This is a genomic window from Pseudomonas sp. P1_F7 (assembly GCF_056405655.1).
The window spans coordinates 56845-80582 of the sequence record NZ_JBFUBR010000026.1 but is presented as its reverse complement, the minus strand read 5'-3'; the positions used below and the strand labels follow the sequence as shown (position 1 = coordinate 80582).

Annotated in this window: 19 protein-coding genes and 1 pseudogene; 6 read left to right on the top strand and 14 right to left on the bottom strand. The window is 61.1% G+C overall.

The genetic code is table 11. The annotated features are described in order from the left end of the window. Nucleotides 1-139 precede the first annotated feature (139 nt). The 3 genes from AC1D1M_RS28940 to zwf are packed head-to-tail and all read right to left on the bottom strand — an operon-like array spanning nt 140 to nt 2992. Nucleotides 140-805: a bifunctional 4-hydroxy-2-oxoglutarate aldolase/2-dehydro-3-deoxy-phosphogluconate aldolase gene (locus AC1D1M_RS28940; RefSeq protein ID WP_477778325.1), complete on the bottom strand. Its 666-nt coding sequence runs from the start codon at nt 803-805 to the stop codon at nt 140-142. Between the two features lie 17 nt (nt 806-822). Next, the gene (gene pgl / locus AC1D1M_RS28935) at nt 823-1536 is read right to left on the bottom strand and encodes a 6-phosphogluconolactonase (protein WP_477778324.1); all 714 of its coding nucleotides are present in this window, start codon (nt 1534-1536) and stop codon (nt 823-825) included. Then, nucleotides 1523-2992 carry a glucose-6-phosphate dehydrogenase gene (zwf, locus tag AC1D1M_RS28930; protein ID WP_477778323.1) on the bottom strand — a complete coding sequence of 490 codons (1470 nt, stop codon included), beginning with the start codon at nt 2990-2992 and terminating at the stop codon, nt 1523-1525. Before zwf ends, pgl begins: the two co-directional genes overlap by 14 nt. A 226-nt stretch (nt 2993-3218) precedes the next feature. Here zwf and AC1D1M_RS28925 point away from each other — a divergent pair, with 226 nt between their 5' ends. Then, a complete protein-coding gene (locus AC1D1M_RS28925; RefSeq protein WP_170948639.1) occupies nt 3219-4079 on the top strand; it encodes a MurR/RpiR family transcriptional regulator in 861 nt (286 codons plus the stop codon). Nucleotides 4080-4181: 102 nt separating this feature from the next. On the opposite strand, the gene AC1D1M_RS28920 is transcribed toward AC1D1M_RS28925, so the two are convergent. The 11 genes and pseudogenes from AC1D1M_RS28920 to edd all read right to left on the bottom strand — a co-directional run bounded on the left by AC1D1M_RS28920 (nt 4182) and on the right by edd (nt 17665). Further along, nucleotides 4182-5048: a D-hexose-6-phosphate mutarotase gene (locus tag AC1D1M_RS28920; RefSeq protein ID WP_477778322.1), complete on the bottom strand. Its 867-nt coding sequence runs from the start codon at nt 5046-5048 to the stop codon at nt 4182-4184. Nucleotides 5049-5161: 113 nt separating this feature from the next. Next, on the bottom strand, nt 5162-6508 hold the full coding sequence (locus AC1D1M_RS28915) for a carbohydrate porin (protein ID WP_477778321.1): 1347 nt from the start codon (nt 6506-6508) through the stop codon (nt 5162-5164). Between the two features lie 193 nt (nt 6509-6701). Then, entirely contained in the window at nt 6702-7862 is a 1161-nt protein-coding gene (locus tag AC1D1M_RS28910; RefSeq protein ID WP_477778320.1) for an ABC transporter ATP-binding protein, read from the bottom strand. Between the two features lie 3 nt (nt 7863-7865). Beyond that, on the bottom strand, nt 7866-8711 hold the full coding sequence (locus AC1D1M_RS28905) for a carbohydrate ABC transporter permease (RefSeq protein WP_095942743.1): 846 nt from the start codon (nt 8709-8711) through the stop codon (nt 7866-7868). Beyond that, entirely contained in the window at nt 8704-9612 is a 909-nt protein-coding gene (locus tag AC1D1M_RS28900) for a carbohydrate ABC transporter permease (protein WP_007974433.1), read from the bottom strand. Before AC1D1M_RS28900 ends, AC1D1M_RS28905 begins: the two co-directional genes overlap by 8 nt. Nucleotides 9613-9805: 193 nt before the next feature. After that, nucleotides 9806-11104 carry an ABC transporter substrate-binding protein gene (locus AC1D1M_RS28895; protein WP_477778319.1) on the bottom strand — a complete coding sequence of 433 codons (1299 nt, stop codon included), beginning with the start codon at nt 11102-11104 and terminating at the stop codon, nt 9806-9808. 117 nt (nt 11105-11221) lie between these two features. Further along, the gene (locus AC1D1M_RS28890) at nt 11222-12481 is read right to left on the bottom strand and encodes a D-mannose isomerase (protein ID WP_477778318.1); all 1260 of its coding nucleotides are present in this window, start codon (nt 12479-12481) and stop codon (nt 11222-11224) included. Nucleotides 12482-12599: 118 nt separating this feature from the next. Then, nucleotides 12600-14027 carry an ATP-binding protein gene (locus tag AC1D1M_RS28885; protein ID WP_477778382.1) on the bottom strand — a complete coding sequence of 476 codons (1428 nt, stop codon included), beginning with the start codon at nt 14025-14027 and terminating at the stop codon, nt 12600-12602. Between the two features lie 31 nt (nt 14028-14058). Further along, nucleotides 14059-14727: pseudogene (locus AC1D1M_RS28880) on the bottom strand (response regulator); the annotation flags it as partial. 155 nt (nt 14728-14882) lie between these two features. Beyond that, entirely contained in the window at nt 14883-15842 is a 960-nt protein-coding gene (locus tag AC1D1M_RS28875; RefSeq protein WP_477778317.1) for a glucokinase, read from the bottom strand. Beyond that, entirely contained in the window at nt 15839-17665 is a 1827-nt protein-coding gene (gene edd / locus AC1D1M_RS28870) for a phosphogluconate dehydratase (RefSeq protein WP_477778316.1), read from the bottom strand. The genes AC1D1M_RS28875 and edd overlap by 4 nt, the downstream gene beginning before the upstream one ends. Before the next feature lie 220 nt (nt 17666-17885). Here edd and gap point away from each other — a divergent pair, with 220 nt between their 5' ends. The 5 genes from gap to AC1D1M_RS28845 all read left to right on the top strand — a co-directional run bounded on the left by gap (nt 17886) and on the right by AC1D1M_RS28845 (nt 23713). Next, entirely contained in the window at nt 17886-18887 is a 1002-nt protein-coding gene (gene gap, locus AC1D1M_RS28865) for a type I glyceraldehyde-3-phosphate dehydrogenase (protein ID WP_150726688.1), read from the top strand. A 17-nt stretch (nt 18888-18904) separates the two neighbouring features. Continuing rightward, entirely contained in the window at nt 18905-19369 is a 465-nt protein-coding gene (locus AC1D1M_RS28860) for a methylglyoxal synthase (RefSeq protein WP_477778315.1), read from the top strand. Between the two features lie 77 nt (nt 19370-19446). Further along, nucleotides 19447-19974, top strand: coding sequence for an RNA polymerase sigma factor (locus AC1D1M_RS28855; protein ID WP_477778314.1), 528 nt, complete (start codon nt 19447-19449; stop codon nt 19972-19974). Nucleotides 19975-20060: 86 nt separating this feature from the next. Beyond that, nucleotides 20061-21026 carry a FecR family protein gene (locus AC1D1M_RS28850; protein WP_477778313.1) on the top strand — a complete coding sequence of 322 codons (966 nt, stop codon included), beginning with the start codon at nt 20061-20063 and terminating at the stop codon, nt 21024-21026. 122 nt (nt 21027-21148) lie between these two features. After that, nucleotides 21149-23713, top strand: coding sequence for a TonB-dependent receptor (locus tag AC1D1M_RS28845; protein ID WP_477778312.1), 2565 nt, complete (start codon nt 21149-21151; stop codon nt 23711-23713). Nucleotides 23714-23738 lie beyond the last annotated feature (25 nt).

Genomic DNA, 23738 nt, shown 5'->3' with positions numbered 1-23738 from the left:
CCCTGTGGGAGCGAGCTTGCTCGCTCCCACAGGGGATACGAGTCGATCCAGGCAACTTTCTTCAGGCAAAAAAAAACGGTGCACCGACCAAGTGCACCGTAAAGCCGTAGAACACACAACGAGGTGTAGGGTGAAGCGATCAGTCCAGCAGCGCCAAAGCCTCGGCGGTGCATTCCTGAATGCGGGCCCAGTCGCCGTTCTTGATCCACTCCGGATCAAGCATCCAGCTACCGCCCACACACATGACGTTTTTCAACGCCATGTAGCTCTTGATATTGGCCGGGCCGACGCCGCCGGTCGGGCAGAATTTCACTTCGCCGAACGGACCGCCCAAAGCCTTGATGGCCGCGACGCCGCCGCTGACTTCCGCCGGGAACAGCTTGAAGCGGCGGTAACCCAGACCGTAGCCTTCCATGATGCCCGAGGCATTGCTGATGCCCGGCAACAGTGGAATCGGGCTGGCGACACTGGCTTCCAGCAGGTCACGGGTGATACCCGGCGTGACGATGAATTGCGAGCCTGCCGCTTCCGCCGCCGCCAGCATGTGGCGATCAAGCACGGTGCCGGCACCGGTCACCAGCTCCGGACGCTGCTCGCGCAGAATCTGGATGGCCTTGAGGCCGAATTGCGAACGCAGGGTCACTTCCAGAGCCGTCAGGCCACCGGCCGCGAGGGCGTCGGCCAGCGGCAGAACGTCCTGCTCGCGGGCGATGGTGATCACCGGCAGAATCCGCGCTTTCGCGCAAATGCTGTCGATCAGGGCAACTTTATCCGCCATGGAAACGGTCGGGGATGGGCTTGTCATAGCGGCTGTTCCTTGGCTCATGGGCACCAGTAAATCTCTAACGTGGGTTGCAGAAATGCGCGCACCGGCATTTCGGCGACATCGTCACCGGCCAGCGCGAAACTCAGGGTGGTCAGCTTGGACTGACCGGAAATCGACAGAACTTTATGCTTGGCCGAGGCCAGCAGCGCGCGACTCATGGTCAGGCGCTGATGCGGCACGGTCGGCGCCAGCATCGGCCAGCAACGACGGACGCCATCGGCCTGCAATGCCTCGGCAAGGTTCGGGCTGTTGGGGAACAGCGACGCGGTGTGGCCGTCATCGCCCATGCCGAGGATCAGCACGTCGATCACCGGCAACTCGGACAGCAAACGGTCGGCCTGCTCGGCCGCCTGTTCCAGGTTGGCGCTGGCGCTGTACAGGCTCAGGAACTGCGCCTTGGCCGCCGGGCCTTGCAACAGATAACGCTTGATCAGACCCGCGTTGCTGTCGGCATGCTCCACCGGCACCCAACGCTCGTCGGCCAGGCTGACGACCACGTTCGACCAGTCCAGCGTCTGCCTGGCCAGATGCTGGAAAAACGCCACCGGGCTGCGGCCACCGGAAACCACCAGGGTCGCAGTGCCCTGGGCTTCGATCGCGTCGCTCAGTTGTTTCGCCACGTTCAGTGCCAGGCTTTCAGCCAGCAGCACCGGGCTCTTGAACGCATGGGCGCTGACACCCTGCGGCAGTTTCAAATTAGATATCGCCATACCACGACCTCCCGTCCCGCGTGATCAGAGCAATGGAGCTCATCGGCCCCCAGGACCCGGCCGCGTACGGCTTGGGCGCATCACCGGATTTTTTCCACCCGGCGATCAACTGGTCACACCACTTCCACGCGGCTTCGATTTCATCTTTACGGACAAACAGGTTCTGATTGCCGCGCATCACTTCCAGCAACAACCGCTCGTAGGCATCGGGAATCCGTGCGCTGCTCCAGGTGTCGGAAAAATTCAGCTGCAACGGACCGCTGCGCAGTTGCATGCCCTTGTCCAGGCCTTGGTCTTTGGTCATTACACGCAAGGAAATGCCTTCGTCTGGCTGCAGGCGGATAATCAGCTTGTTGCTGATTTGCAGGCGCTGCTCGGGAGCGAAGATGTAGTGCGACGGTTCCTTGAAGTGGATGACGATCTGCGACAGCTTCTGCGGCATGCGCTTGCCGGTACGCAGGTAAAACGGCACGCCGGCCCAGCGCCAGTTGCGGATGTCGGCACGCAGGGCGACGAAGGTTTCGGTGTCGCTCTGGGTGTTGGAATTGGGTTCTTCCAGGTACCCCGGTACCGCTTTGCCTTCGCTGTAGCCGGCGATGTACTGGCCGCGCACCACTTGAGTGGTCAGGCCTTCCGGGCTGATCGGCGCCAGGGCCTTGAGCACTTTGACCTTCTCGTCACGGATGCTGTCGGCGGACAGGTCGGCCGGCGGGTCCATGGCGATCAGGCAGAGCAGTTGCAGCAGGTGGTTCTGGATCATGTCCCGCAGCTGGCCGGCCTTGTCGAAGTAACCCCAGCGGCCCTCGATGCCGACCTTCTCGGCCACGGTGATTTCCACGTGGGAAATGTAATTCTGGTTCCACTGGGTTTCGAACAGGCTGTTGGCGAAACGCAGGGCGATCAGGTTCTGGACGGTTTCCTTGCCCAGATAATGGTCGATCCGGTAGGTGCGGTTCTCCGGGAAGAATTGCGCCACGGCGTCGTTGACCTTGCGCGAGGATTCCAGGTCCGAACCGATGGGCTTTTCCAGCACCACACGGGTGTTTTCCGCCAGGCCGACCTTGGCCAGGTTCTCGCAAATCGCGCCATACACGGCGGCCGGGGTCGCAAAGTAGGCGATGACCCGCTGCGAACTGCCAGCGGATTCGGCCAGGGCCACATAATCTTCGGCGTTGAGGAAATCGACGTGCAGGTAGCTCAGGCGCGCCAGAAAGCGCTCGACCACGGCTTCGTCCAGCTCTTTGGCACCGACATAGCGGCGCAGCTCGGAGGTGATGAACGCCAGGTGTTCCTGCTCGCTGCCCGGCTCACGAGCCAGCGCGATGATCCGCGTGTCCTCGTGCAACAGGCCGGCGCCGTCGAGTTGATAAATGGCAGGAAACAGCTTGCGCAAGGCCAGATCGCCAAGGGCGCCGAACAAGGCAAAGGTGCACGGTTCAACCGTAATCGAGAGCATGATGTTTGTTCTTTTATCAAGTTAAGCTACAAATACCTTTTTTTAAGGCATCACTCAAGGGAAAATGTAGTAATAACCACAACATTTTCGCAAAATACAGATTCCGAGTGGTGGTCGGTCAGAGCCATCAGTAGGATAGGCCACCGTTACGGGCCTCACCAAAGGCCCTTTTTGCATTAGCCGCGCGCTTGTTGGCGCAGGTGTAAAGGATACTTATATGGACCGCGTGCGAAATTTACTGGAGCAAATCCAGAATCGCCTTGAAGAGCTGAACAAGGCCGAACGCAAAGTCGCCGAGGTGATCCTGCTCAACCCACAGCAGGCCACCCGCTTCAGCATCGCCGCCCTCGCCCAGGCCGCTTCGGTCAGCGAACCGACGGTCAACCGTTTCTGCCGTTCGTTCGGCGTCAGCGGCTACCCCGAACTCAAACTGCAACTGGCCCAGAGCCTGGCCAGTGGCGCTGCGTACGTCAGCCGTGCGGTGGAAGCCGACGACAATCCGGAAGCCTACACGCAGAAGATCTTCGGCAGCGCCATCGCCTCCCTGGACAGTGCTTGCCAGGCACTCGACCCGAACCTGATCAGCCGCGCCGTCGACCTGTTGATCCAGGCCCGGCAGATTCACTTCTTCGGCCTCGGCGCCTCGGCCCCGGTGGCACTGGATGCACAGCACAAGTTCTTCCGTTTCAACCTCGCCGTCACAGCCCACGCGGATGTGCTGATGCAGCGCATGATTGCCTCGGTGGCCCATACCGGCGAGTTGTTCGTGATCATTTCCTACACCGGCCGCACCCGCGAACTGGTGGAAGTGGCGCGCATCGCCCGGGAAAACGGCGCTTCGGTGCTTGGCCTGACCGCCGAGAACTCGCCACTGGCCAAGGCCAGCACCCTGAGCCTGAACATTCCGCTGCCGGAAGACACCGACATCTACATGCCGATGACGTCGCGGATCATCCAGCTGACCGTGCTGGACGTGCTTGCCACCGGCATGACCTTGCGCCGGGGCGTGGATTTCCAGCCGCACTTGCGCAAGATCAAGGAGAGCTTGAATGCCAGCCGGTATCCGGTGGGTGATGAGTTTAATTAGGACGCTTCGCGCAAAAGATCGCAGCCTCGTTTCACTCGACAGCTCCTACAGGTGTACACGCTTGTGTAGGAGCTGCCGAAGGCTGCGATCTTTTGATCTTCTTTACACCCCCACCCCCACCCCCACCCGCGCCTGCAAACTCAAATGCGCCCGTTCCCCAGGCTTCAGGCACAGGCTGTCGGTACCGCCGCTCGCCGCTTCTACACAGACAAATTCGGATATCTCGTTCCAGGTCACGCCGAGCAACGGACGTGAACCGGGATGCCACACCACCGTGTCGGCCGTTTCACCCGTGTCGATACACAAGGCCCGGTCCCAGGCATGGTCGTTGAGCTGCAATTCGCCGTCGTGCTGGAACACCCGCTGGCATCCGCCGTCCACGCGTAACTCGCCTTCCTGCTGACAAACCTGCCGGCTCAACTGGTCGTAACCCTGCGCTCCTTCGAGCCCAGACAGCGCTATCTCACTGACATCGCCAATACGCCAGTAAGCATGCAAAGCCTGGCTCAGCTGGCACGGCATGTCGTCCTGATGCTCGGTGCTCAGGCGCAGTTCCATGCGATCACCCAGGTGCGCGTGCAGGTCCACCTGCCAGTCGCACAACTTCAGTTGCCAGTGCAATCGCACGCCATCGTCGTCACTGTTGCTGTCGAGAAGCTTCCAGTCGAGCAACCGCGCCCAACCATGGGACGGCCAGGCGTTTTCGCTCGGATGCCGGCCATACCACGGCCAACACACCGGCACGCCACCGCGAATGGCACCGACTTGCGGCCACTTCGCCGCGCACCACAGCCAGGGTTTCTGGCCCTTGGGCTGGAAGTGCAGCAACTGCGCGCCCTGACGACTGAACACCGCCTGACACAGCGGATGATCGATCACCAGCACGTCGCGCGTCTGATAGCGCTCCCACGCGAACACCGGACGCTCGCGCAAGGATTTGAAGAAGCGTTGTAGCGGATGCTCAAGCATGTGCCACGGTCCTGAAATCAACTGTCACCGGGGTGCGCGACCCGCAAAAAAAAGCGGACAGCCATGGCTGTCCGCAAATATGCGCACATGGAGAGAAGCTTATCGCAGACGCGTTAGAACACCGACTGAATTTTCAGGCCAGCCACCAGCGCGTTGTCGACTTCATCCACGCCACCGGGGTGCGTGACGTATTGCAGGTTGGGACGTACGGTCAGCCAGTTGGTCACGTGGAAGCCGTAGTTGATCTCGTAGTTGTATTCGGTTTCACGAATGGGCGAGAACAGCGGATTGTCGTATTCCGAAACACCGTTGGCCGCGTTGGTCAGCTCGGCGTTTTTCTTCACGTCATCGTTGACATGGATACGGGCGAAACCGATGCCCACGTCATCCTTCGGACGCGCGTCGAACGGGCCTTTGTACACGAACATCAGCGACTGGTAGTTATCGACGACGTTAGTGTCCTTGTCGTGGAAGGTGGCGTTGGCCGCAATGTTCAGACCGCGAGAAGCGTCACCGTTGTGACTGGTCAGTTGCTGCTGAGCGACGAACCAGTAGCCGTGCTTGCTATCGTGGACGCGAAAAGGCTTGCCAGTGGTCGCTGCGTCCTGGCCGTTGTCGTCCTTGAGAACGTCGTCGGCAGGCGCAGTACTCTTGTAGTAACCGACACGGTATTCGCCCGGCAGGCTGTTGACCTTCGGTGACCAGACCAGTTCGACCGGCAACACGGTGCCCGCAGTACCGCTGCCGCTGAGCTTGAAGCCGTTGCCGTGCTCCAGTTGCGACGGGTTCTGGTTGTACGCGCCAATCTGAGCGTAGAGCTCGTCATTGATGTTGTACTTCACGCGGATCGCCGCCTGGCTGACCGGCCAGTTGAACCAGACGTTGGTGGCCCAGTTACCCACCTGGGAGCCGCAGAACGCCAGGTTCTGGAATTCGCACGGGAAGGTGTTGAAGTCTTCACCTTCACCGAAGTAACCGGCTTTGACGTCCAGTTTGTTGTCGAAGAACTGGTGCTGAATCCACAACTGGGTCAGACGCACCATATGGCCACGACCGAAGACTTCCTGAGAGGAACTCAGGGTGCCGGCACGCGGGTCGCCGATACGGTCGTTGGAGATGTTCTCACCGTTACGGTTGGTGAGCTGGATCTTGGCCTGGGTGTTATCCCAGCCGAACAGTTTTTCCAGGTCCAGCGCCGCGCCCAGGCCGAACTGGTCGGCGTAGCGCGCAGTCTTGTCATCGTTGAAACCGCCATGCAGGTTGCCGCCGACTTCACCGACGTAATCCATCTTGATGTCGATGCCTTGCTCGATCAGCTTGGTTCGCTCACCACCCCAATCGCCCGTCATCCATTTGGAGTCGGAGCTGAACGCTTCATCGGCCATCGCATTGCCGGCCAGAACCAGTGCTGCCGCTGCTGACACTTGGCAGATCAACCGGGCCTTGTTCTTCATCTTCATCCCTACATCCTCGTTTTATTGTTATTAACTTTTCTTCTTTTTAACGCGGTTACATCCGGTGCAATGCGCGACAGGCCGCGCATTGCGAATCCCCCCTGTGGGAGCGAGCTTGCTCGCGATGGCGGTCGTTCAGTCGACATTGATGTTGAATGTCCGTCCGCTATCGCGAGCAAGCTCGCTCCCACATTGATCTCTATCTACCTTTGAACTGTGCGACGTTGGCAGCGTGTGATTCGGTTTTCGCTACGCCAGCGACCCCCAGTCGCTCACCCGTTTTCGCATCGAACAACAGCACTTTCGCCGGATCGAATTGCAGGGTCAGCGTCTCGCCCACCGCTGGCGCCACGTCCGGCGCCAGGCGGCAGCAGACCTTGGTGTCGTTGAGATTGACGAAGACCAGGGTGTCGGGCCCGGTCGGTTCGGTGACCTGGACTTCGGCACGAATGGTCGGCAAACCGTTCGCTTCGCCGTTGGCCAGGATGATCTGCTCTGGGCGCATGCCGAGGATCACTTCGCGGTCTTCGAGACCGGCGTCCTGCATACCCAGCGGCAACTCGCAACGGGCCTGGCCGCTGTCGAGCAGCGCCTGCAGTCGACCGTCCTTGCGCTGCAAGCGCAGCGGGATGAAGTTCATCGGCGGCGAACCGATGAAGCTCGCCACGAACAGGTTGGCCGGGTTGTTGTAGATGTCCTTCGGCGTACCGAACTGCTGGATGATCCCGTCCTTCATCACCGCCACTTTGTCGCCCAGGGTCATGGCTTCGATCTGGTCGTGGGTCACGTAGACCGTGGTGGTTTTCAGGCGCTGGTGCATCAGTTTCATTTCGGTACGCATCTCGACCCGCAGCTTGGCGTCGAGGTTGGACAGCGGCTCGTCGAACAGATAAATCTTCGGCCGCCGCGCCAGTGCACGGCCCATCGCCACACGCTGTTGCTGGCCACCGGAAAGCTGTCCGGGTTTGCGGCTGAGCAGGTGTTCGATCTGCAACAGCTTGGAAACCCGAGCGACTTCTTCGTCGATTTCGGCGGTCGGCATTTTGCGGATCTTCAGGCCGAAGGCGATGTTGTCGCGCACGCTCATGGTCGGGTACAGCGCGTAGGACTGGAACACCATGGCGATGTCGCGATCCTTGGGGCTCATGCCGCTGATGTCGGCATCGTCCACCAGGATCGCGCCGCCGCTGATGGTTTCCAGGCCGGCGATGCAGTTCATCAGCGTGGATTTACCACAGCCCGACGGGCCGACCAGGATCAGGAACTCACCGTCATCGATTTTCAGTTCGATGTTTTTCAGGGTGTCCGGCAGGCCGGGCCCGTAGGTCTTGTTGACGTTGCGTAATTCGAGAGTTGCCATGTTCTACCCCTTGACCGCGCCGGACGTCAGCCCACGCAGGAAATACTTGCCAGCGAATATGTAGACCAGCAGTGTCGGCAGCCCGGCGATCATCGCGGCGGCCATATCAACGTTGTATTCCTTGGCCCCGGTGCTGGTGTTGACCAGGTTGTTCAGGGCCACGGTAATTGGCTGGGCATCGCCACTGGCGAAGACCACGCCGAACAGGAAATCATTCCAGATCTGGGTGAACTGCCAGATCAGGCAGACCATCACGATCGGGATCGACATCGGTAGCAGGATCTTCAGGAAGATCGTGAAGAAGCCCGCACCATCGAGCCTTGCGGCCTTGACCAGCGCATCCGGAATGCTCACGTAGTAGTTGCGGAAGAACAGCGTGGTGAATGCCAGGCCGTAGACCACGTGCACCAGCACCAGGCCAGTGGTGGTGTTGGCCAGGCCGAACTTGCCGAGGGTGAACGAGGCCGGCAACAGCACGGTCTGGAACGGCAGGAAGCAGCCGAACAGCAACAGGCCGAAGAACAGTTGCGAACCACGGAAGCGCCACATCGACAGCACGTAGCCGTTCATGGCCCCGATGAAGGTCGAGATCAGCACTGCCGGCACAGTGATTTTCACCGAGTTCCAGAAGTAGCCACCGACTACGTCCCAGGCCTTGATCCAGCCGATGCCGTCGATCACGGTCGGCCAGCTCAACAGGTTGCCGGTACGGATGTCTTCCGGGGATTTGAAACTGGTCAGCAGCATCACCACCAACGGGATCAGGTACACCGCCGCTGCCAGTAGCAGGGTGGCGTAGATCGCGATGCGACTGAAACTGATGCCCGGTTTTCCGAGTTGATTAGTCATGGCGTTTGCCTCGCAGCTCGGAGTACAGGTACGGCACGAGGATGGTCAGCACGGCGCCGAGCATCAGCATGGCGCTGGCCGAACCGATGCCCATCTGGCCACGGCTGAAGGTGAAGGAATACATGAACATCGCCGGCAGGTCGGAGGAGTAACCCGGACCGCCCGCGGTCATCGCCGCGACCAGGTCGAAGCTCTTGATCGCGATGTGCGCCAGGATCATGAAGGCACTGAAGAACACCGGGCGCAGGCTCGGCAGGACGATCTTCAGGTAGATGGTTGGCAGGCTCGCACCATCGACTTGCGCGGCACGGATGATCGATTGATCGACACCGCGCAGACCGGCCAGGAACATCGCCATGACAAACCCGGAGGCTTGCCACACGGCGGCGATCACCAGGCAGTAAACCACGCGATCCTGATCCACCAGCCAGTCGAGACGGAAGCCTTCCCAGCCCCAGTCACGCAGCATCTTGTCCAGGCCCAGGCCTGGGTTGAGCAGCCATTTCCACGCGGTACCGGTGACGATCATCGACAGCGCCATCGGGTACAGGTAAACGGTGCGGATGAAGCCTTCCTTACGAATGCGCTGGTCCAGCAGCACGGCGAGGAACACACCCAGCACCAGGCTGATGCCGATGAACATGCCACCGAACACTGCCAGGTTCTTGCTCGCGACCCACCAGCGGTCGTTGTCCATCAGGCGCATGTATTGCTGCAGGCCGACCCACTTGTAGCTCGGCATGAAGCTGGAGTTGGTGAAGGACAGAATGAACGTCCAGATGATGTAACCGTAGAAGCCAACCAACACGATCAGCATGCTCGGCGCGAGTACCAACTTGGGTAGCCAGCGTTGCAGCGCATCGAACGGTGAGGCTTTGCTGAAAACCGCCACAGAGCTCATCGGGATAATCCAGGTGAAGAAGTGAAATCCGGACAGAGTTCCACCCTGTGGGAGCGAGCTTGCTCGCGATAGCTGACTGACATTCAACACAGATGTCGCCTGTTACACCGCTATCGCGAGCAAGCTCGCTCCCACAATGGGACGGAGCTCTCTCTGGGGTTTGCCGCAGGACCTGCCTGCGGCCGATTACGAATTACTGGGCAGCTTTGACAGCCGAAGCCAGTTGGGCGCTGGCCTTGGCCGGGTCAGCATCCTTGTCGTTCATGAAGTTGGTGACCACGTCGAAGATCGCGCCCTGCACGGCCAGGGAGGTGGCCATGTTGTGCGCCATGCTCGGTTGCAGGCCGCCGGTCTTGTCGTCCGCGACAAAATCCTTCGCCGACTTCTGGGCGCACTCGTCGAAGCCGAGCTTGTCCATTTCGTTCAGCATGTCGTTACGCACCGGGATCGAACCCTTGTTCATGCTGAAGACTTTCTGGAAGTCGGTACCCAACGCCACTTTGGCCAGGTCTTGCTGGGCAGCGATGTCGCCCTTGCGATCGGCTTTGAGCTTGAACACCGCCAGGGAGTCGATGTTGTAGGTGAAGGCTTTTTCAGTGCCCGGGAACGCTACGCACTGGTAGTCCTTGCCCGCGACTTTCTTCGCCGCAGTCCACTCGCTTTTCGCCCAGTCGCCCATCATCTGCATGCCGGCCTTGCCGTTGATGACGTCGGCGGCGGCGATGTTCCAGTCACGACCCGCGCGGTTCGGGTCCATGTAGCCGGTGATCTTTTTCAGCTCGGCAAACGACTTGGTCATCTCCGGGCCGGACAGGGTTTTCTGGTCCAGGTCGACCAGGGCTTTCTTGTAACCGTCAGCGCCCATGACCGAGAGCACCACGTCTTCGAACACGGTGCTGTCCTGCCAAGGCTGACCGCCGTGGGCGAGCGCGATGAAGCCTGCGGCTTTGAGCTTGTCGCCGGCGGCATAGAATTCTTCGAGGGTGGTCGGGGCTTTTTCGATCCCGGCTTTCTTGAACACTTGCGGGTTGATCCACAGCCAGTTCACACGGTGGATGTTCACCGGCACGGCGACGTAGTCACCTTCGTACTTCACGGTGTCGGAGACTTTCTTCGACAGCAGGCCATCCCAGTTTTCCGCTTTGGAAACGTCTTTCAACGCGTCGGTGCTGAGCAGGCCAGTGCTGCCCCACTCCTGGATGTCCGGCCCCTTGATTTGTGCAACGCCCGGCGGGTTGCCGGCTACGGCGCGACTTTTGAGTACGGTCATGGCCGTGGAACCGCCGCCACCGGCGACTGCGCCGTCCTTCCAGGTAAAGCCGTCTTTTTCGACTTGAGCCTTCAGGACATCGACCGCTGCTTTTTCACCACCGGAAGTCCACCAGTGAACGACTTCAACGGAACCTTTGGATTCGGCGGCCAGGACACTGAGGGGGAGCGCAGACAGGGAAGCGAGAGAAATGACAGTAGCGAGGCGAGAAATCGCATTCATCTAGGAGCACCTTTCTTGTTGTTATGCATGCAAGTCTGTTGCTTGCGCTGCATGGGATTCTAAACAGGGGATATCCCCTCGCAGGTAACGAAGGGATGCGCGAATGTCACCGCATGGTTACATAGAACCGCTCTGGGACAACTGCGCCAGCGCCGTGGCCATGCTCGGCGCCAGCGCAAGGCGCGGAATCAGTACGGCTTGCCAGGCGTGGTAAAGGTCAGGCTTGCCGGGCCAGATATCGGCACTCGGGCGGTTCTGCGGGTCGAGTTCGTGATGCCAGCTACCGCCTTCGCGGTCGATGAAATGACTGTCACAGAATTCCCAGAATAGTCGGTACCAGCGTTCGTATTGCTCTTCACCGGTGCGTTTGAGTAACGCACTGGCGGCGGCGCTGGCCTCGCAATGGGTCCAGTGCAGGCGATGGCGGACCACCGCTTTGTTGTCCCAGTCCAGGGTATAGACAATCCCCGGCGCGCCATCGACGTCCCAGCTATGGAGGCAATTGTGCTCGAAGAGTTTTTGCGCGTCGGTGACCAGCCAGCCCGGCGTGAGCATCCCCGCTCTCACCCGCGAAGCTTCGAGGTGCAGCAACAGCCGCGCCCACTCGAAACCATGGCCCGGGGTGGTGCCGTAGGGGCGGAAGCCGTCGGCCGGATTGTCGCGGTTGTAGTCCCGCAGTGGCTGCCAGGCTCGATCGAAATGCTCGATCACCAGGTAATCGTTGGCGGCGGCGTGGCCATGGATCACTCGCTCGACAATCCGTTGGGCACGGCTCAGCCAGCGGTTGTCATCGGTGACATCGGCCAGGGCGAGGAAGACTTCAGTGGCGTGCATGTTGCTGTTGGCACCCCGGTACGCCTCCTCTTCGCTCCAGTCGCGATTGAAGGACTCGCGCATGGCGCCTTCTTCTTCGCTCCAGAAACAGGTGTCGATGATGTCGATGGCATCATCGAGCAAGGCTTGCGCACCGGGGCGTTGCGCGACCACCGCAGAACTGGCTGCCAGTGCTACGAAGGCATGCAGATAGGCGTTCTTGCCGGTATTGCCATCGCGATGTTCGGCAACCGCGAACCAGCCACCGTGCACCGCATCACGCAACGGCCCGCGCAGCGCCGCAACACCGTGATCCACCAGCTCGGCAAAACCCGGCAGGCCCTGAATATGGGCCATGGCGAAGCTGTGGGTCATGCGCGCGGTGTTCATGGTCTGGGCTTGCGCATCAGCCGCGAGGCGACCCTTTTCATCGAGGTTGCCGAAGCCTTCAGGCAGTTTCGACGCCTTGGCAAACGCCAGCAGGCGCAAGCCTTCGGCGGCAAGCCATTGCTGATGGGCAGGTGCGTTCAGCCAACTGCTGAAGGCCGGTTGGAAGGTGTCCATGGCGTACCTTTTTTGTTGTTATGACTGTGGGGCAGCATAAACAACGGACGAAGGCGGGCTTGTAACGAAGGGGGTGGGTTATGTCACCAGGCTGTGACAATTGCATAGCAAGATCCTTTCAATCTATCGAGCGGGGCAACTGCAACGTCACCCGCAACCCGCCCTCACGCAAATTCTGCAAGCTGACCTCACCACCATGGCTATGGGCAATGTTGCGGGCAATCCCCAGCCCCAATCCATAACCCTGCTGCTGCCCGGCCAGGCGGAAGTGCGGTTCGAACACCTGCTCCAGCCGCTGCTCCGGCACGCCCGGCCCTTCATCATCGACATGCAGGATGAACGCGCTTTCGTCGTCATCGATGTGCAGGTGCGCGTTCTGCCCGTACTTCAACGCATTGTCGATCAGGTTGCCGATGCAGCGCTTGAGCGCCAGCGGCTTGCCTGGATACGCTGCCAGCGCCCGCCCCTGCTGGGTCACGCGGCCGTTGCCGTTGGGGGCCAGGTACGGCTCGACCAGACAGTCGAGCACGTGATTGAGATCCACCGGCTCGATGTTCTCGTGGATGTCGGTGTCTTTCACGCATTGCAGCGCGCCCTTGACCAGCAGCTCAAGCTCATCCAGATCGCGGCCGAACTTGGCTTGCAGCTTTTCGTCTTCGAGCAATTCAACCCGTAGCCGCAGCCGGGTGATCGGCGTGCGCAGGTCGTGGGAAATGGCACTGAACAACTGGCTGCGCTCAGTCAGGTAACGGCTGATACGCTCGCGCATCGTGTTGAAGGCGCGCCCGACCTCGACCACTTCACTGCCACCGCCCTCCGCCACTGGCTCCACATCGGCACCCAGCGACAGATCTCGCGCCGCCCGTGCCAGGCGCTTGAGCGGACGACTCTGCCAGTGCACCAGCAGGCCGATGAACAACAGCAGAAAGCCGCTGGTCAGGACGATGAACCACACCTGCTGCGCCGGCAGGCCCTGCTCTTCAAGACTGGTGTAGGGCTCGGGCAACAGCGAGGCGATGTACAGCCATTCGCCCGGCGCCATCTGGATCTGCGTGACCAGCACCGGCGGGTTCACCGGTTCCAGGGTCAGCGCGTAGTGCGCCCAGGAGCGCGGCAACTCATCGAGCTTCAGGCCGCCGTTGAAGATGCGCAGGTCTTCCGGGCTGACGAAGGTCACCGAGATGTCGGCGTCCTGACCGAGGGACTGGCGCAGCACCTCGTCCACCGCTTTGAGCACCGCCTCTTTGCGCGGGGTGATGGGCAGTACTTCCATGCCCAGGGGTTTGTCGTTGAGCGTCACCACGAACCGGGTGCCGCCCATGCTGCGCAACTGATCAAGCACCAAGGGCCGAAACGCCACCGGCAACGAACGGAAATAACTGACACTGGCCGTCATCGAATGGGCCAGGCTGCGGGCGCTGGTGACCAGGCCTTCGAGCTGCGTGGCGCGCAGTTGCGACACCCAGATCACGCTCGACAGCGTCTGGGCGAACAACACGGCCAGCAAGGTCAACAGCAACATCCGCCCGAGCAGCGAACGCGGCATCGGCACCTTGGCGGCGAGCTTGCGCAATAGCTTAATGGCCATTGCTGGCAACCACATTGGCCGCCAGTTGGTAGCCGCTGCCACGCACGGTGCGGATCAGCCGTGGTGGTTTTTCAGTGTCGCGCAGGCGCTGGCGCAATCGGCTGACCGCCATGTCGACGATGCGATCGAGGGGCATCAAATCGCGGCCACGGGTGGCGTTGCCGATGGTGTCGCGGTCGAGAATTTCCTGCGGGTGATCGAGGAACAGTTTCAGCAGCGCGAAGTCGGCACCCGAGAGAATCACCTCTTCGCCATCGATGTGGAACAGCCGATGGCTGACCATGTCCAGACGCCAGTCATCGAAGGCCAGCACCTCGCCGCCATTACGTTCCTGGCCGAATTGCGCGCGGCGCAGCAACGCCTTGATCCGTGCCTGCAATTCCCGTGGGCTGAACGGCTTGCCGAGGTAATCGTCGGCCCCCAGTTCCAGGCCGATGACGCGGTCGGCTTCGTCGGAACTGGCGGTGAGCATGATGATCGGCACCTGTGCCTGGCGTGGATGCTGGCGAATCCAGCGGCACAGGCTGAAGCCGTCTTCGTCGGGCAGCATCACATCAAGGATCACCAGATCGGCCGGCGCGTCGTTCAGCGCCTGGCGAAAACCGGCGCCATCGGCGGTGGCACGCACCTGGAAACCGGCGCGGGTCAGGTAGGTGTCCGGGGGCCGGGGTTGCCGTGGAGAAATCCACCCTAGCTTGAAATTCGTACCAATGTGGGAGCGAGCTTGCTCGCGATGGCGGTGTGTCAGTCAACGATGATGTTGAATGTGATGGCCCCATCGCGAGCAAGCTCGCTCCCACATTGGTACTCATTTCAAGCTAGGGTGGATTGCTCCAAGGCTACCCCGGCCCCCATCAATCCTGAATACGGCGCCGTCACCAGCCACACCGGAATCCCCTTGAAGTAATCGCTCATGCATCCCTTGTCGGCGAAGCACCGGGCGAAACCGCTTTCAAGGAAGAAATCGGCAAACCGCGGAATCACCCCGCCAACGATGTACACGCCACCACGCCCGCCGGTGGTCAGCACGTTGTTGCCGGCCACGCGACCGAGCCAGCAGCAGAACTGCTCAAGCACTTCCACGGCAATCGGGTCGCCCGCCAGCCCGGCAGCGGTGATGGCTTCCGGTGTGTCGAGCACAGGCGTGTGCCCATCCACCGCACAGATCGCCCGGTAGACGCGCGGCAAGCCGCCGCCGCTCAATGCGGTTTCAGCGCTGACGTGGCCGATCTCGTTGGAAATGTGCTGCCAGAGTTGGGTTTCACGCGGACTGCTCAATGGCAGGTCGACATGGCCGCCCTCCCCCGGCAACGCGGCGAACCGGCCCTCGCCCAGATCGAGCAAGGTGCCGACGCCCAGGCCTGTGCCCGGGCCAATCACCACCGCCGGGCGCAATGGCTCCGGCGTGCCTTCGCAGACCACGCGGAATTCGCCGGGCTGCAAACGGGTCATACCCAGGGCCATGGCCGAGAAGTCGTTGACCAGCAACAGTTGCTCCACCTGCAAGGTCTGGCAAAAGCCCTTGCGGCTCAGGCGCCAGTGATTGTTGGTGAACTTGAATTCGTCGCCGCTCACGGGGCCGGCCACCGACAGGCACACCGAGCCGATAGCACCCGGCGCCAGCCCCAGGCCATTCAGGTAGAGGCTGATAGCCTCTTCGGGGCTGGGGAAATCTGCCGTTGCCAGCACCTGGACCGATTCCAGTTGCTGGTTCTTCCACAACGCGAAACGTGCGTTGGTCCCTCCGATGTCACCGACCAAAGCCAGTTTCAATTAAGCGTCTCCAGGGCAGAAGTGAAGGCGCTGGCGCCCTGCTCCGCCGAGCTGAAGGCCATGCGCATGAAACCGAACAGTTCGCGACCGGTGCCGATGTTGTTACCCAACAGACCTTTGGCCGGTGTGCGCGCTGCAAATTCTTCGGCGTCCACCTTAAGCTCCAGGGTGCCTTTGACGCCATCGACGCGGATGATATCGCCCTCTTGCACCCGCGCCAAAGCGCCGCCTACGTAAGCTTCGGGGCTGACATGAATGGCCGCCGGAATTTTCCCCGACGCGCCGGACATGCGTCCGTCAGTCACCAGCGCCACCTTGAAGCCGCGGTCCTGCAACACGCCGAGGAACGGCGTCATCTTGTGCAGCTCTGGCATGCCGTTCGAGCGCGGGCCCTGGAAGCGCATCACCGCGACAAAATCCTTCTCCAGCAAACCGGCCTTGAACGCATCGGCCAGGTCCTGCTGATCCTGGAACACCATGGCTGGTGCTTCGACGATCTGGTTTTCCACGGCCACGGCGGAGACTTTCATCACGCCACGACCGAGATTGCCTTCCATCACCCGCAGGCCACCCTCTGCCGAGAACGCGCGGGCGACCGGGCGCAGGATGCTTTCATCGAGGCTGTCGGTCACGCCTTCACGCCATACCAGCTGGCCATTGTCGAGGAACGGCTCCTGGGTGTAGCGGCTCAGGCCGTGGCCCATCACGGTGTTGACGTTTTCGTGGAGCAACCCGGCTTCCAGCAGTTCGCGAATCAGGAATGACATGCCGCCCGCGGCCTGGAAGTGGTTGATGTCGGCTTTGCCGTTCGGGTAGACGTGGCTCAGGGTCGGCACGACTTCGGAGAGGTCGGCCATGTCCTGCCAGGTCAGCTGAATGCCCGCCGCCATGGCGATGGCCGGCATGTGCAGGGTGTGGTTGGTCGAGCCGCCGGTGGCGTGCAGCGCGACAATCGAGTTGACCAGCGAACGCTCGTCGACGATTTCGCCGATCGGCATGAAGTCGCCGTTCTGCTTGGTCAGGCGCGTGACCTGGTGCGCCGCCTCACGGGTCAAGGCATCGCGCAACGGCGTGTTCGGGTTGACGAAGGACGAGCCCGGCAGGTGCAGCCCCATGACTTCCATCAGCAACTGGTTGGTGTTGGCAGTGCCGTAGAAAGTGCAGGTGCCAGGGCTGTGGTAGGACTTCATTTCCGATTCCAGCAGCTCTTCGCGGGTCGCCTTGCCTTCGGCGTACTTCTGGCGCACATCGGCTTTCTGCTTGTTGGAAATGCCCGAGACCATCGGCCCACCCGGCACGAAGATCATCGGCAGATGGCCGAAGCGCAGGGCGCCCATCATCAGGCCCGGCACGATCTTGTCGCAGATGCCGAGCAGCAGCGCGCCGTCGAACATATTGTGGGACAGCGCCACGGCGGTGGACAACGCGATCACTTCGCGGCTCGGCAAGCTCAGTTCCATGCCCGGCTCGCCCTGGGTCACGCCATCGCACATGGCTGGCGTGCCACCGGCGAACTGGCCGACGGAGCCGATCTCGCGCAGGGCCTTCTTGATCAGTTCGGGGAAGACTTCGTAGGGCTGGTGCGCGGAGAGCATGTCGTTATAAGACGAAACTATCGCGATGTTCGCGGAGTTCATCATCCGCAGGCTGTGCTTGTCGTCGCTGCCGCAACCGGCCACGCCATGGGCGAAGTTGGCGCATTGCAGCTTGCCGCGCATCGGACCGTCGCTGGCCGCGCCGCGGATCAATGCAAGGTAAGCCTCACGCGTGGCGCGGCTGCGGGCGATAAGCCGTTCAGTGACCTCAAGGACGCGGGGATGCATGTGTAGAACTCCAGGCTAACGGATGTGGCGACCTGATTGTCTATGCTGATCAAAGGCCGGTGTCGATGGGATGACGGACGGTTTTTTTGATCGGTTGGACCAGTTGATTCAGGTCACTCGTTGTAGATCGAACAAAATATTGCCATCAAAAAGGCTTGTTTTCTATTTTTTTACGAATAATCTTGTAATTCCAACAACAAAACGACGGTAGCGCCGCACTATGACTCTTCGAATCGCAATCAATGGTTTTGGCCGCATCGGCCGTAATGTCCTGCGCGCACTCTATACCCAGGGCTACCGTCAGGATCTGCAGATCGTCGCCATCAACGACCTGGGCGACAGCGCGATCAATGCTCATCTGCTCAAGTACGACACCGTTCACGGCACGTTCGATGCCGATGTTCAGCACGACCAGGAGAGCCTGACGGTCAACGGCGACCGCATTTCGGTCAGCGCCATCCGCAACCCGGCCGACCTGCCCTGGGCCGCGGAAAAGATTGATGTGGTGTTCGAATGCACCGGTCTGTTCACCGACCGGGCCAAAGCCGCCGCGCATATTACGGCGGGTGCGCGCAAAGTGATCATCTCAGCCCCGGCCAAAGGCGCCGACGCCACCGTGGTTTACGGGGTGAACCACGACATTCTGCGCCAGTCGCACCAGATTATTTCCAATGCGTCGTGCACCACCAACTGCCTGGCCCCGGTGGCCCAGGTACTGCATCGCGAGCTGGGCATCGAAAGCGGTCTGATGACCACCATCCACGCCTACACCAACGATCAGCACCTGACCGACGTCTATCACGTCGATCCGTACCGCGCCCGTTCGGCCACCCAGAACATGATCCCGAGCAAGACCGGTGCTGCTGAAGCGGTGGGCCTGGTGCTGCCGGAACTGGCGGGCAAATTGACCGGCATGTCGGTGCGCGTACCGGTGATCAATGTGTCGCTGGTGGACCTGACGGTGCATCTGAAAAAAGAAGCCAGCGCAGAGGAAGTCAATGCGCTGATGAAAGAAGCCAGCCAGCACTCGAAGATCCTTGGCTACAACACCCTGCCGCTGGTCTCCAGCGACTTCAACCACAACCCGCTGTCGTCGATCTTCGACGCCAACCACACCAAATCCACCGGCAAGCTGCTCAAGGTGCTGGCGTGGTATGACAACGAATGGGGCTTCTCCAACCGCATGCTCGATAACTGCCTGGCGCTGTGCAACGCTGAATAAGCCCGGAGCAACCCTCGATGATCGGCATCAGCTTTACGCAAAAGACCATGGCGGCGCGCAAGCGTATCGCCCTGGTCGCCCATGACCACTGCAAGGTGTTCTTGCTGGACTGGGCCGAACGGCAAAAAGACAGACTGGCCCAGCATGATCTGGTCGCCACCGGCACCACGGGGTTGTTGTTGCAACAACGCCTCGACCTGCCGGTGCAAAGCATGATCAGCGGGCCACTGGGCGGCGACCAACAGCTCGGTGCGCAAATCGCCGAGCAGCGGGTCGACATGCTGGTGTTTTTCTGGGACCCGTTCGAACCCCAGCCCCACGACCCGGATATCAAGGCGTTGCTGCGGGTCGCGGCGGTGTGGAACATCCCGGTGGCGTGCAACGAATGCAGCGCCGACTACCTGCTCAGCAGCCCGCTGATGGATCAGGCGCATACCCATCGGATTCCCGATTACGCGACCTATTTGCAGGGTCGCGCATAAAGCTTCACAAATCAGTACTTGACCATTCGAGCGGATGATAAGCATTATCATTTGCTCGAAATGGATCAGGTTCTCCCGTGAGTCAGTCGCGCTTCAACCACGTATTCCTTGCCCAGCGCACCTCCCTGCTGCGCACGCTGGAACGGATGGTCAACAATCACAGCACTGCTGAAGACCTCTTGCAGGAAACCTACCTGCGGGTGACCCGTGCATTAAGCGAACGGGCCATCGATCATCTTGAGCCCTTTGTCTTCCAGACGGCGCGCAACCTGGCGCTGGACCATCTGCGCGCGCGGCGCATCCATTCGCGCACCATGGTCGACGACGTGTCGCAGGAGGTGATGCACAGCGTCGCCGCCCCCACCAGCAGCGCCGAAGACGCCGCCCACGCCGAACAATTGCTGGAGCGCCTGAACGTGAGCCTCAGTGAACTCAGCGCCCGCCAACAGCGGATTTTCATCCTCAGCCGCCTGCACGGGCATAGCTACCAGGAAATCGCCGACGAGCTGAACGTGTCCCTCAGCACCGTGCAGAAAGAACTCAAATTGATCATGTCGATCTGCATCGGGGTTGCCGAAAGAAATGACAGCAGCGGCAAGCCATAAGCGGTAAGGCAAACTCCGAACCGAGCTTGCAGCTTGTCGCTTGTCGCTTGAAACTGCTCTTCAGAAGCCCCTGCCGAGGAAACACCGTGACGGACAACCACCGCTCCCCTGAGCCTTCATCGGCGCAGGACCCCGCTAGCGCGATGGACCAGGCCCTGGACTGGCTGATCGTGCTCGGCAGTCCCGACCAGGAGCAGACCCGCCAATTCCATGCATGGCTTGATGCCGATCCGTTGAATGCCCAGGCGTTCGCCAAGGCCCAGGCGATCTGGGACGGCCCGCAAGTGGCGCAATGCGCGCAAAGCCTGGCCGCCCGTCCGGCGAAAGTCACTGTCCTCGCCCGTCTGCGTCCGCACTGGAAACCACTGGCCACCGCCGCTGTGCTGCTGCTCGGACTGTTCAGTTTCAGCAGTTTGCCGATGCGCCTGCAGGCCGATCACCAGACCGTGGTCGGCGAGCGTCAGCGCCTGCAACTGGAGGACGGTTCCAGGGTCCTGCTCAATACCAATTCGGCGTTCTCAAGCACCATCAACGACCAGCAACGTGTTGCCCGCCTGTATCAGGGCGAAGCGTTTTTCGAAGTGCAGGCCAATCGCGGCCAACCTCTGGAAATCGACGCCGGCCCGGTCACGGCCAGCGTTCGCGATACCGCGTTTGCCGTGCGTTACCTCGACGGCGTGGCGCAGGTTCGGGTACAGCGCGGCGATGTCGACTTGCGTGCCACCCGGGATGACGCGCGGGTGCGCTTGTCCGCCGGGGAAAGCATTCGCATCGGCCCCAACGGCTTCGATCGCCCGGCCAAGCTGGATGCCGCCACTGACCTGGCGTGGGTCCAGGGACGCCTGGTGTTTGAAAACTGCCCGTTGAACCAGGTGCTGGCAGAACTTCGCCGCTACTACCCGGGCTGGATCATCAACAACAACGAACAGTTGGCCGATGTCACCGTGACCGGCAACTACCGCCTCGATCAGCCGCTGGACGTGGTTCGCGCCCTGGCTCATATCACCTCGGCCCGGCTCCAGGAATTCCCGGCGCTGGTCATCTTGAACTGAATGAGAATTATTTTTACTCGATAGCCAAACCCCGTACGTCTCGTTATAGCCAATGCAATTGATTCGCATCTCACCATGCCAATCAGCACCTATAAAGATTCGTGCGACACGGAGCGCTATCGATGTCCTCTCGCCTTACCCGCCAAGCCCCTTCACCCTCCCGCGTGCTGTCGCTGCTGACTGCTGCCATCCTGATGGCCGGTACCGCACCGCTCATGGCCGCCACCGCCACCGAGGAGTCGACCCGCAAAATGGGCGACTACTCGTTCGCCATTCCCCAGCAGTCACTGGTGTCGGCACTCAATGCCTTTACCGCCGTGACGGGCTGGCAGGTCGGCGTGTCGTCGGAGCTGGCACAAGGTGTGGCCTCGCCGGGAGTACGCGGCTCGCTGTCGCCTGAGAAAGCCCTGGATCGCCTGTTGGTGGGGACCAACCTGGGCTATCGCAAGCTGGGCAACAACAGCATCGTTCTGGAAAAACGCAGCGGTAGCAGTGCCCTCAATCTGGATCAGGTCACCATCAGCGCCACCCGTAACGAGCAGGCTGTGAACAGCGTGCCGAGCACGGTCTCCGTCTACACGCGCGAGGATCTGGACCGCAACAACGTCAACACCATCAAGGAACTGGTGCGCTACGAACCCGGTGTTTCGGTAGGCGGCGCAGGTCAACGCGCCGGCATCACGGGCTACAACATTCGCGGCATCGATGGCGACCGTGTGCTGACCCAGGTCGATGGCGTGCAGGTGCCCGACGGTTTCTTCAACGGCCCGTATGCCCAGACCAACCGCAACTATGTCGACCCGGAAATCGTCAAGCGTGTGGAAATCCTCCGGGGCCCGGCGTCGGTGCTGTATGGCAGCAGCGCCATTGGCGGTGCGGTCAGCTACTACACGCTGGACCCGGACGACATCATCAAACCGGGCAAGGATGTCGGCGCACGTCTGAAAACCGGCTACAGCTCCGCCGACGACAGCTGGCTGACTTCCGGCACCGTCGCCGGCCGTAACGGCGAGTTCGATGGCCTGCTGCATCTCAGTCAACGCAACGGTCATGAAACAGAGTCCTTTGGCGAAACCGGCGGCACTGGCCTGAACCGCACTGAAGCCAACCCCCAGGACGTGCGCACCACCAGCGTGCTGGCCAAACTGGGCTGGAATTACGCTGACGACGCGCGCCTGGGCCTGACCTACGAGCATTACAAAGACGACCGCGACACCAATCAATTGAGCGCAGTGGGCGGCCCGTTCAATGCCGGACGCGGTTTCGGCTTCTATAAGTCCCGTACCGGTAACGACACGATCACCCGCGAACGCTTTGGCCTGGAACACAGCTTCGGTCTGGACAGCGCACTGGCTGACAACATCAAGTGGACGCTGAACTACCAGATTGCCAAGACCGACCAGAGCACCGCGGAAATCTACGCGCCGTCGCGGACCGTGTTGCGTAACCGCGATACCAACTTCAAGGATCGCCAATGGGTATTCGACGCCCAGGCTGACAAGTCGTTTGCCATCGCCGATACCGATCACTTCGTCACCTATGGCACCACCATCAAGCAGGACAAAGTTACCGGCCTGCGTACCGGTACCGGCACCTGCCTGACCGTGGCCGGTGCCTGCCGTGTCATTGGCGCCCCGAGCGCCCTCGACACGCTGAAACCCGCCAGTGACTTCCCGGACCCGACCATCAATAGCTACAGCCTGTTCGCCCAGGATCAGATCAGTTGGGGCAACTGGACCTTCCTGCCCGGTGCACGCTACGACTACACCCAGCTCAAGCCGCACATCACCGAAGAGTTCCTGGCCACCGCCGACCAGAGCGGCAACGGCGTGGTGAGCGACGAGACCAAGACCTGGCATCGCCTGTCGCCGAAGTTCGGCACCACCTACAGCTTCAACGACCACTACACCTGGTTCGGCCAATACGCCGAAGGCTTCCGCACCCCGACCGCCAAGGCGTTGTATGGTCGTTTCGAAAACATCGCCGGTGGCTATCGGGTAGCGCCTAATCCGGACCTGGAACCGGAAAAAAGCAAAAGCTACGAGACGGGTTTGCGCGGCAACTTCGAGCAGGGCTCGTTTGACGTGGCGGTGTTCTACAACAAGTACCGCGACTTCATCAACGAGAACGCCATCACGCCCGGCTATAGCGAGACCATTTTCAAGAGCAACAACATCAAGCACGCCACCATCAAGGGTGCCGAGGTCAAGGGCCGCCTGAACCTCGACGCCTTCGGCGCGCCGCAAGGCCTCTACACCCAAGGCTCGGTGGCCTATGCCTACGGGCGCAACGACGACAACGGCGAGCCGCTCAACAGCGTCAACCCGCTGACCGGCGTATTCGGCCTCGGCTACGACCAGGACACCTACGGCGGTGTGCTCAACTGGACACTGGTGAAGAAGAAGGACCGCGTCGACAGCACCAGCTTCAAGACCCCGGACGGCACCAGCACCCAGTTCAAGACCCCCGGTTTCGGCATTCTGGACCTGAGTGCGTTCTACAAGGTGACCGACGACGTGACCGTCAGCGGCGGCGTCTACAACCTCACCGACAAGAAGTACTGGCTGTGGGATGACGTGCGCGGCTACGACAGCGTCGGCGAAGCCTCGGTGACCCAACCGGCCAACCTCGATCGCCTGACCCAGCCGGGTCGCAACTTTGCGGTCAACCTGATCTGGGATATCTGATCCGCACATCCCGGCGGGCGGTTTC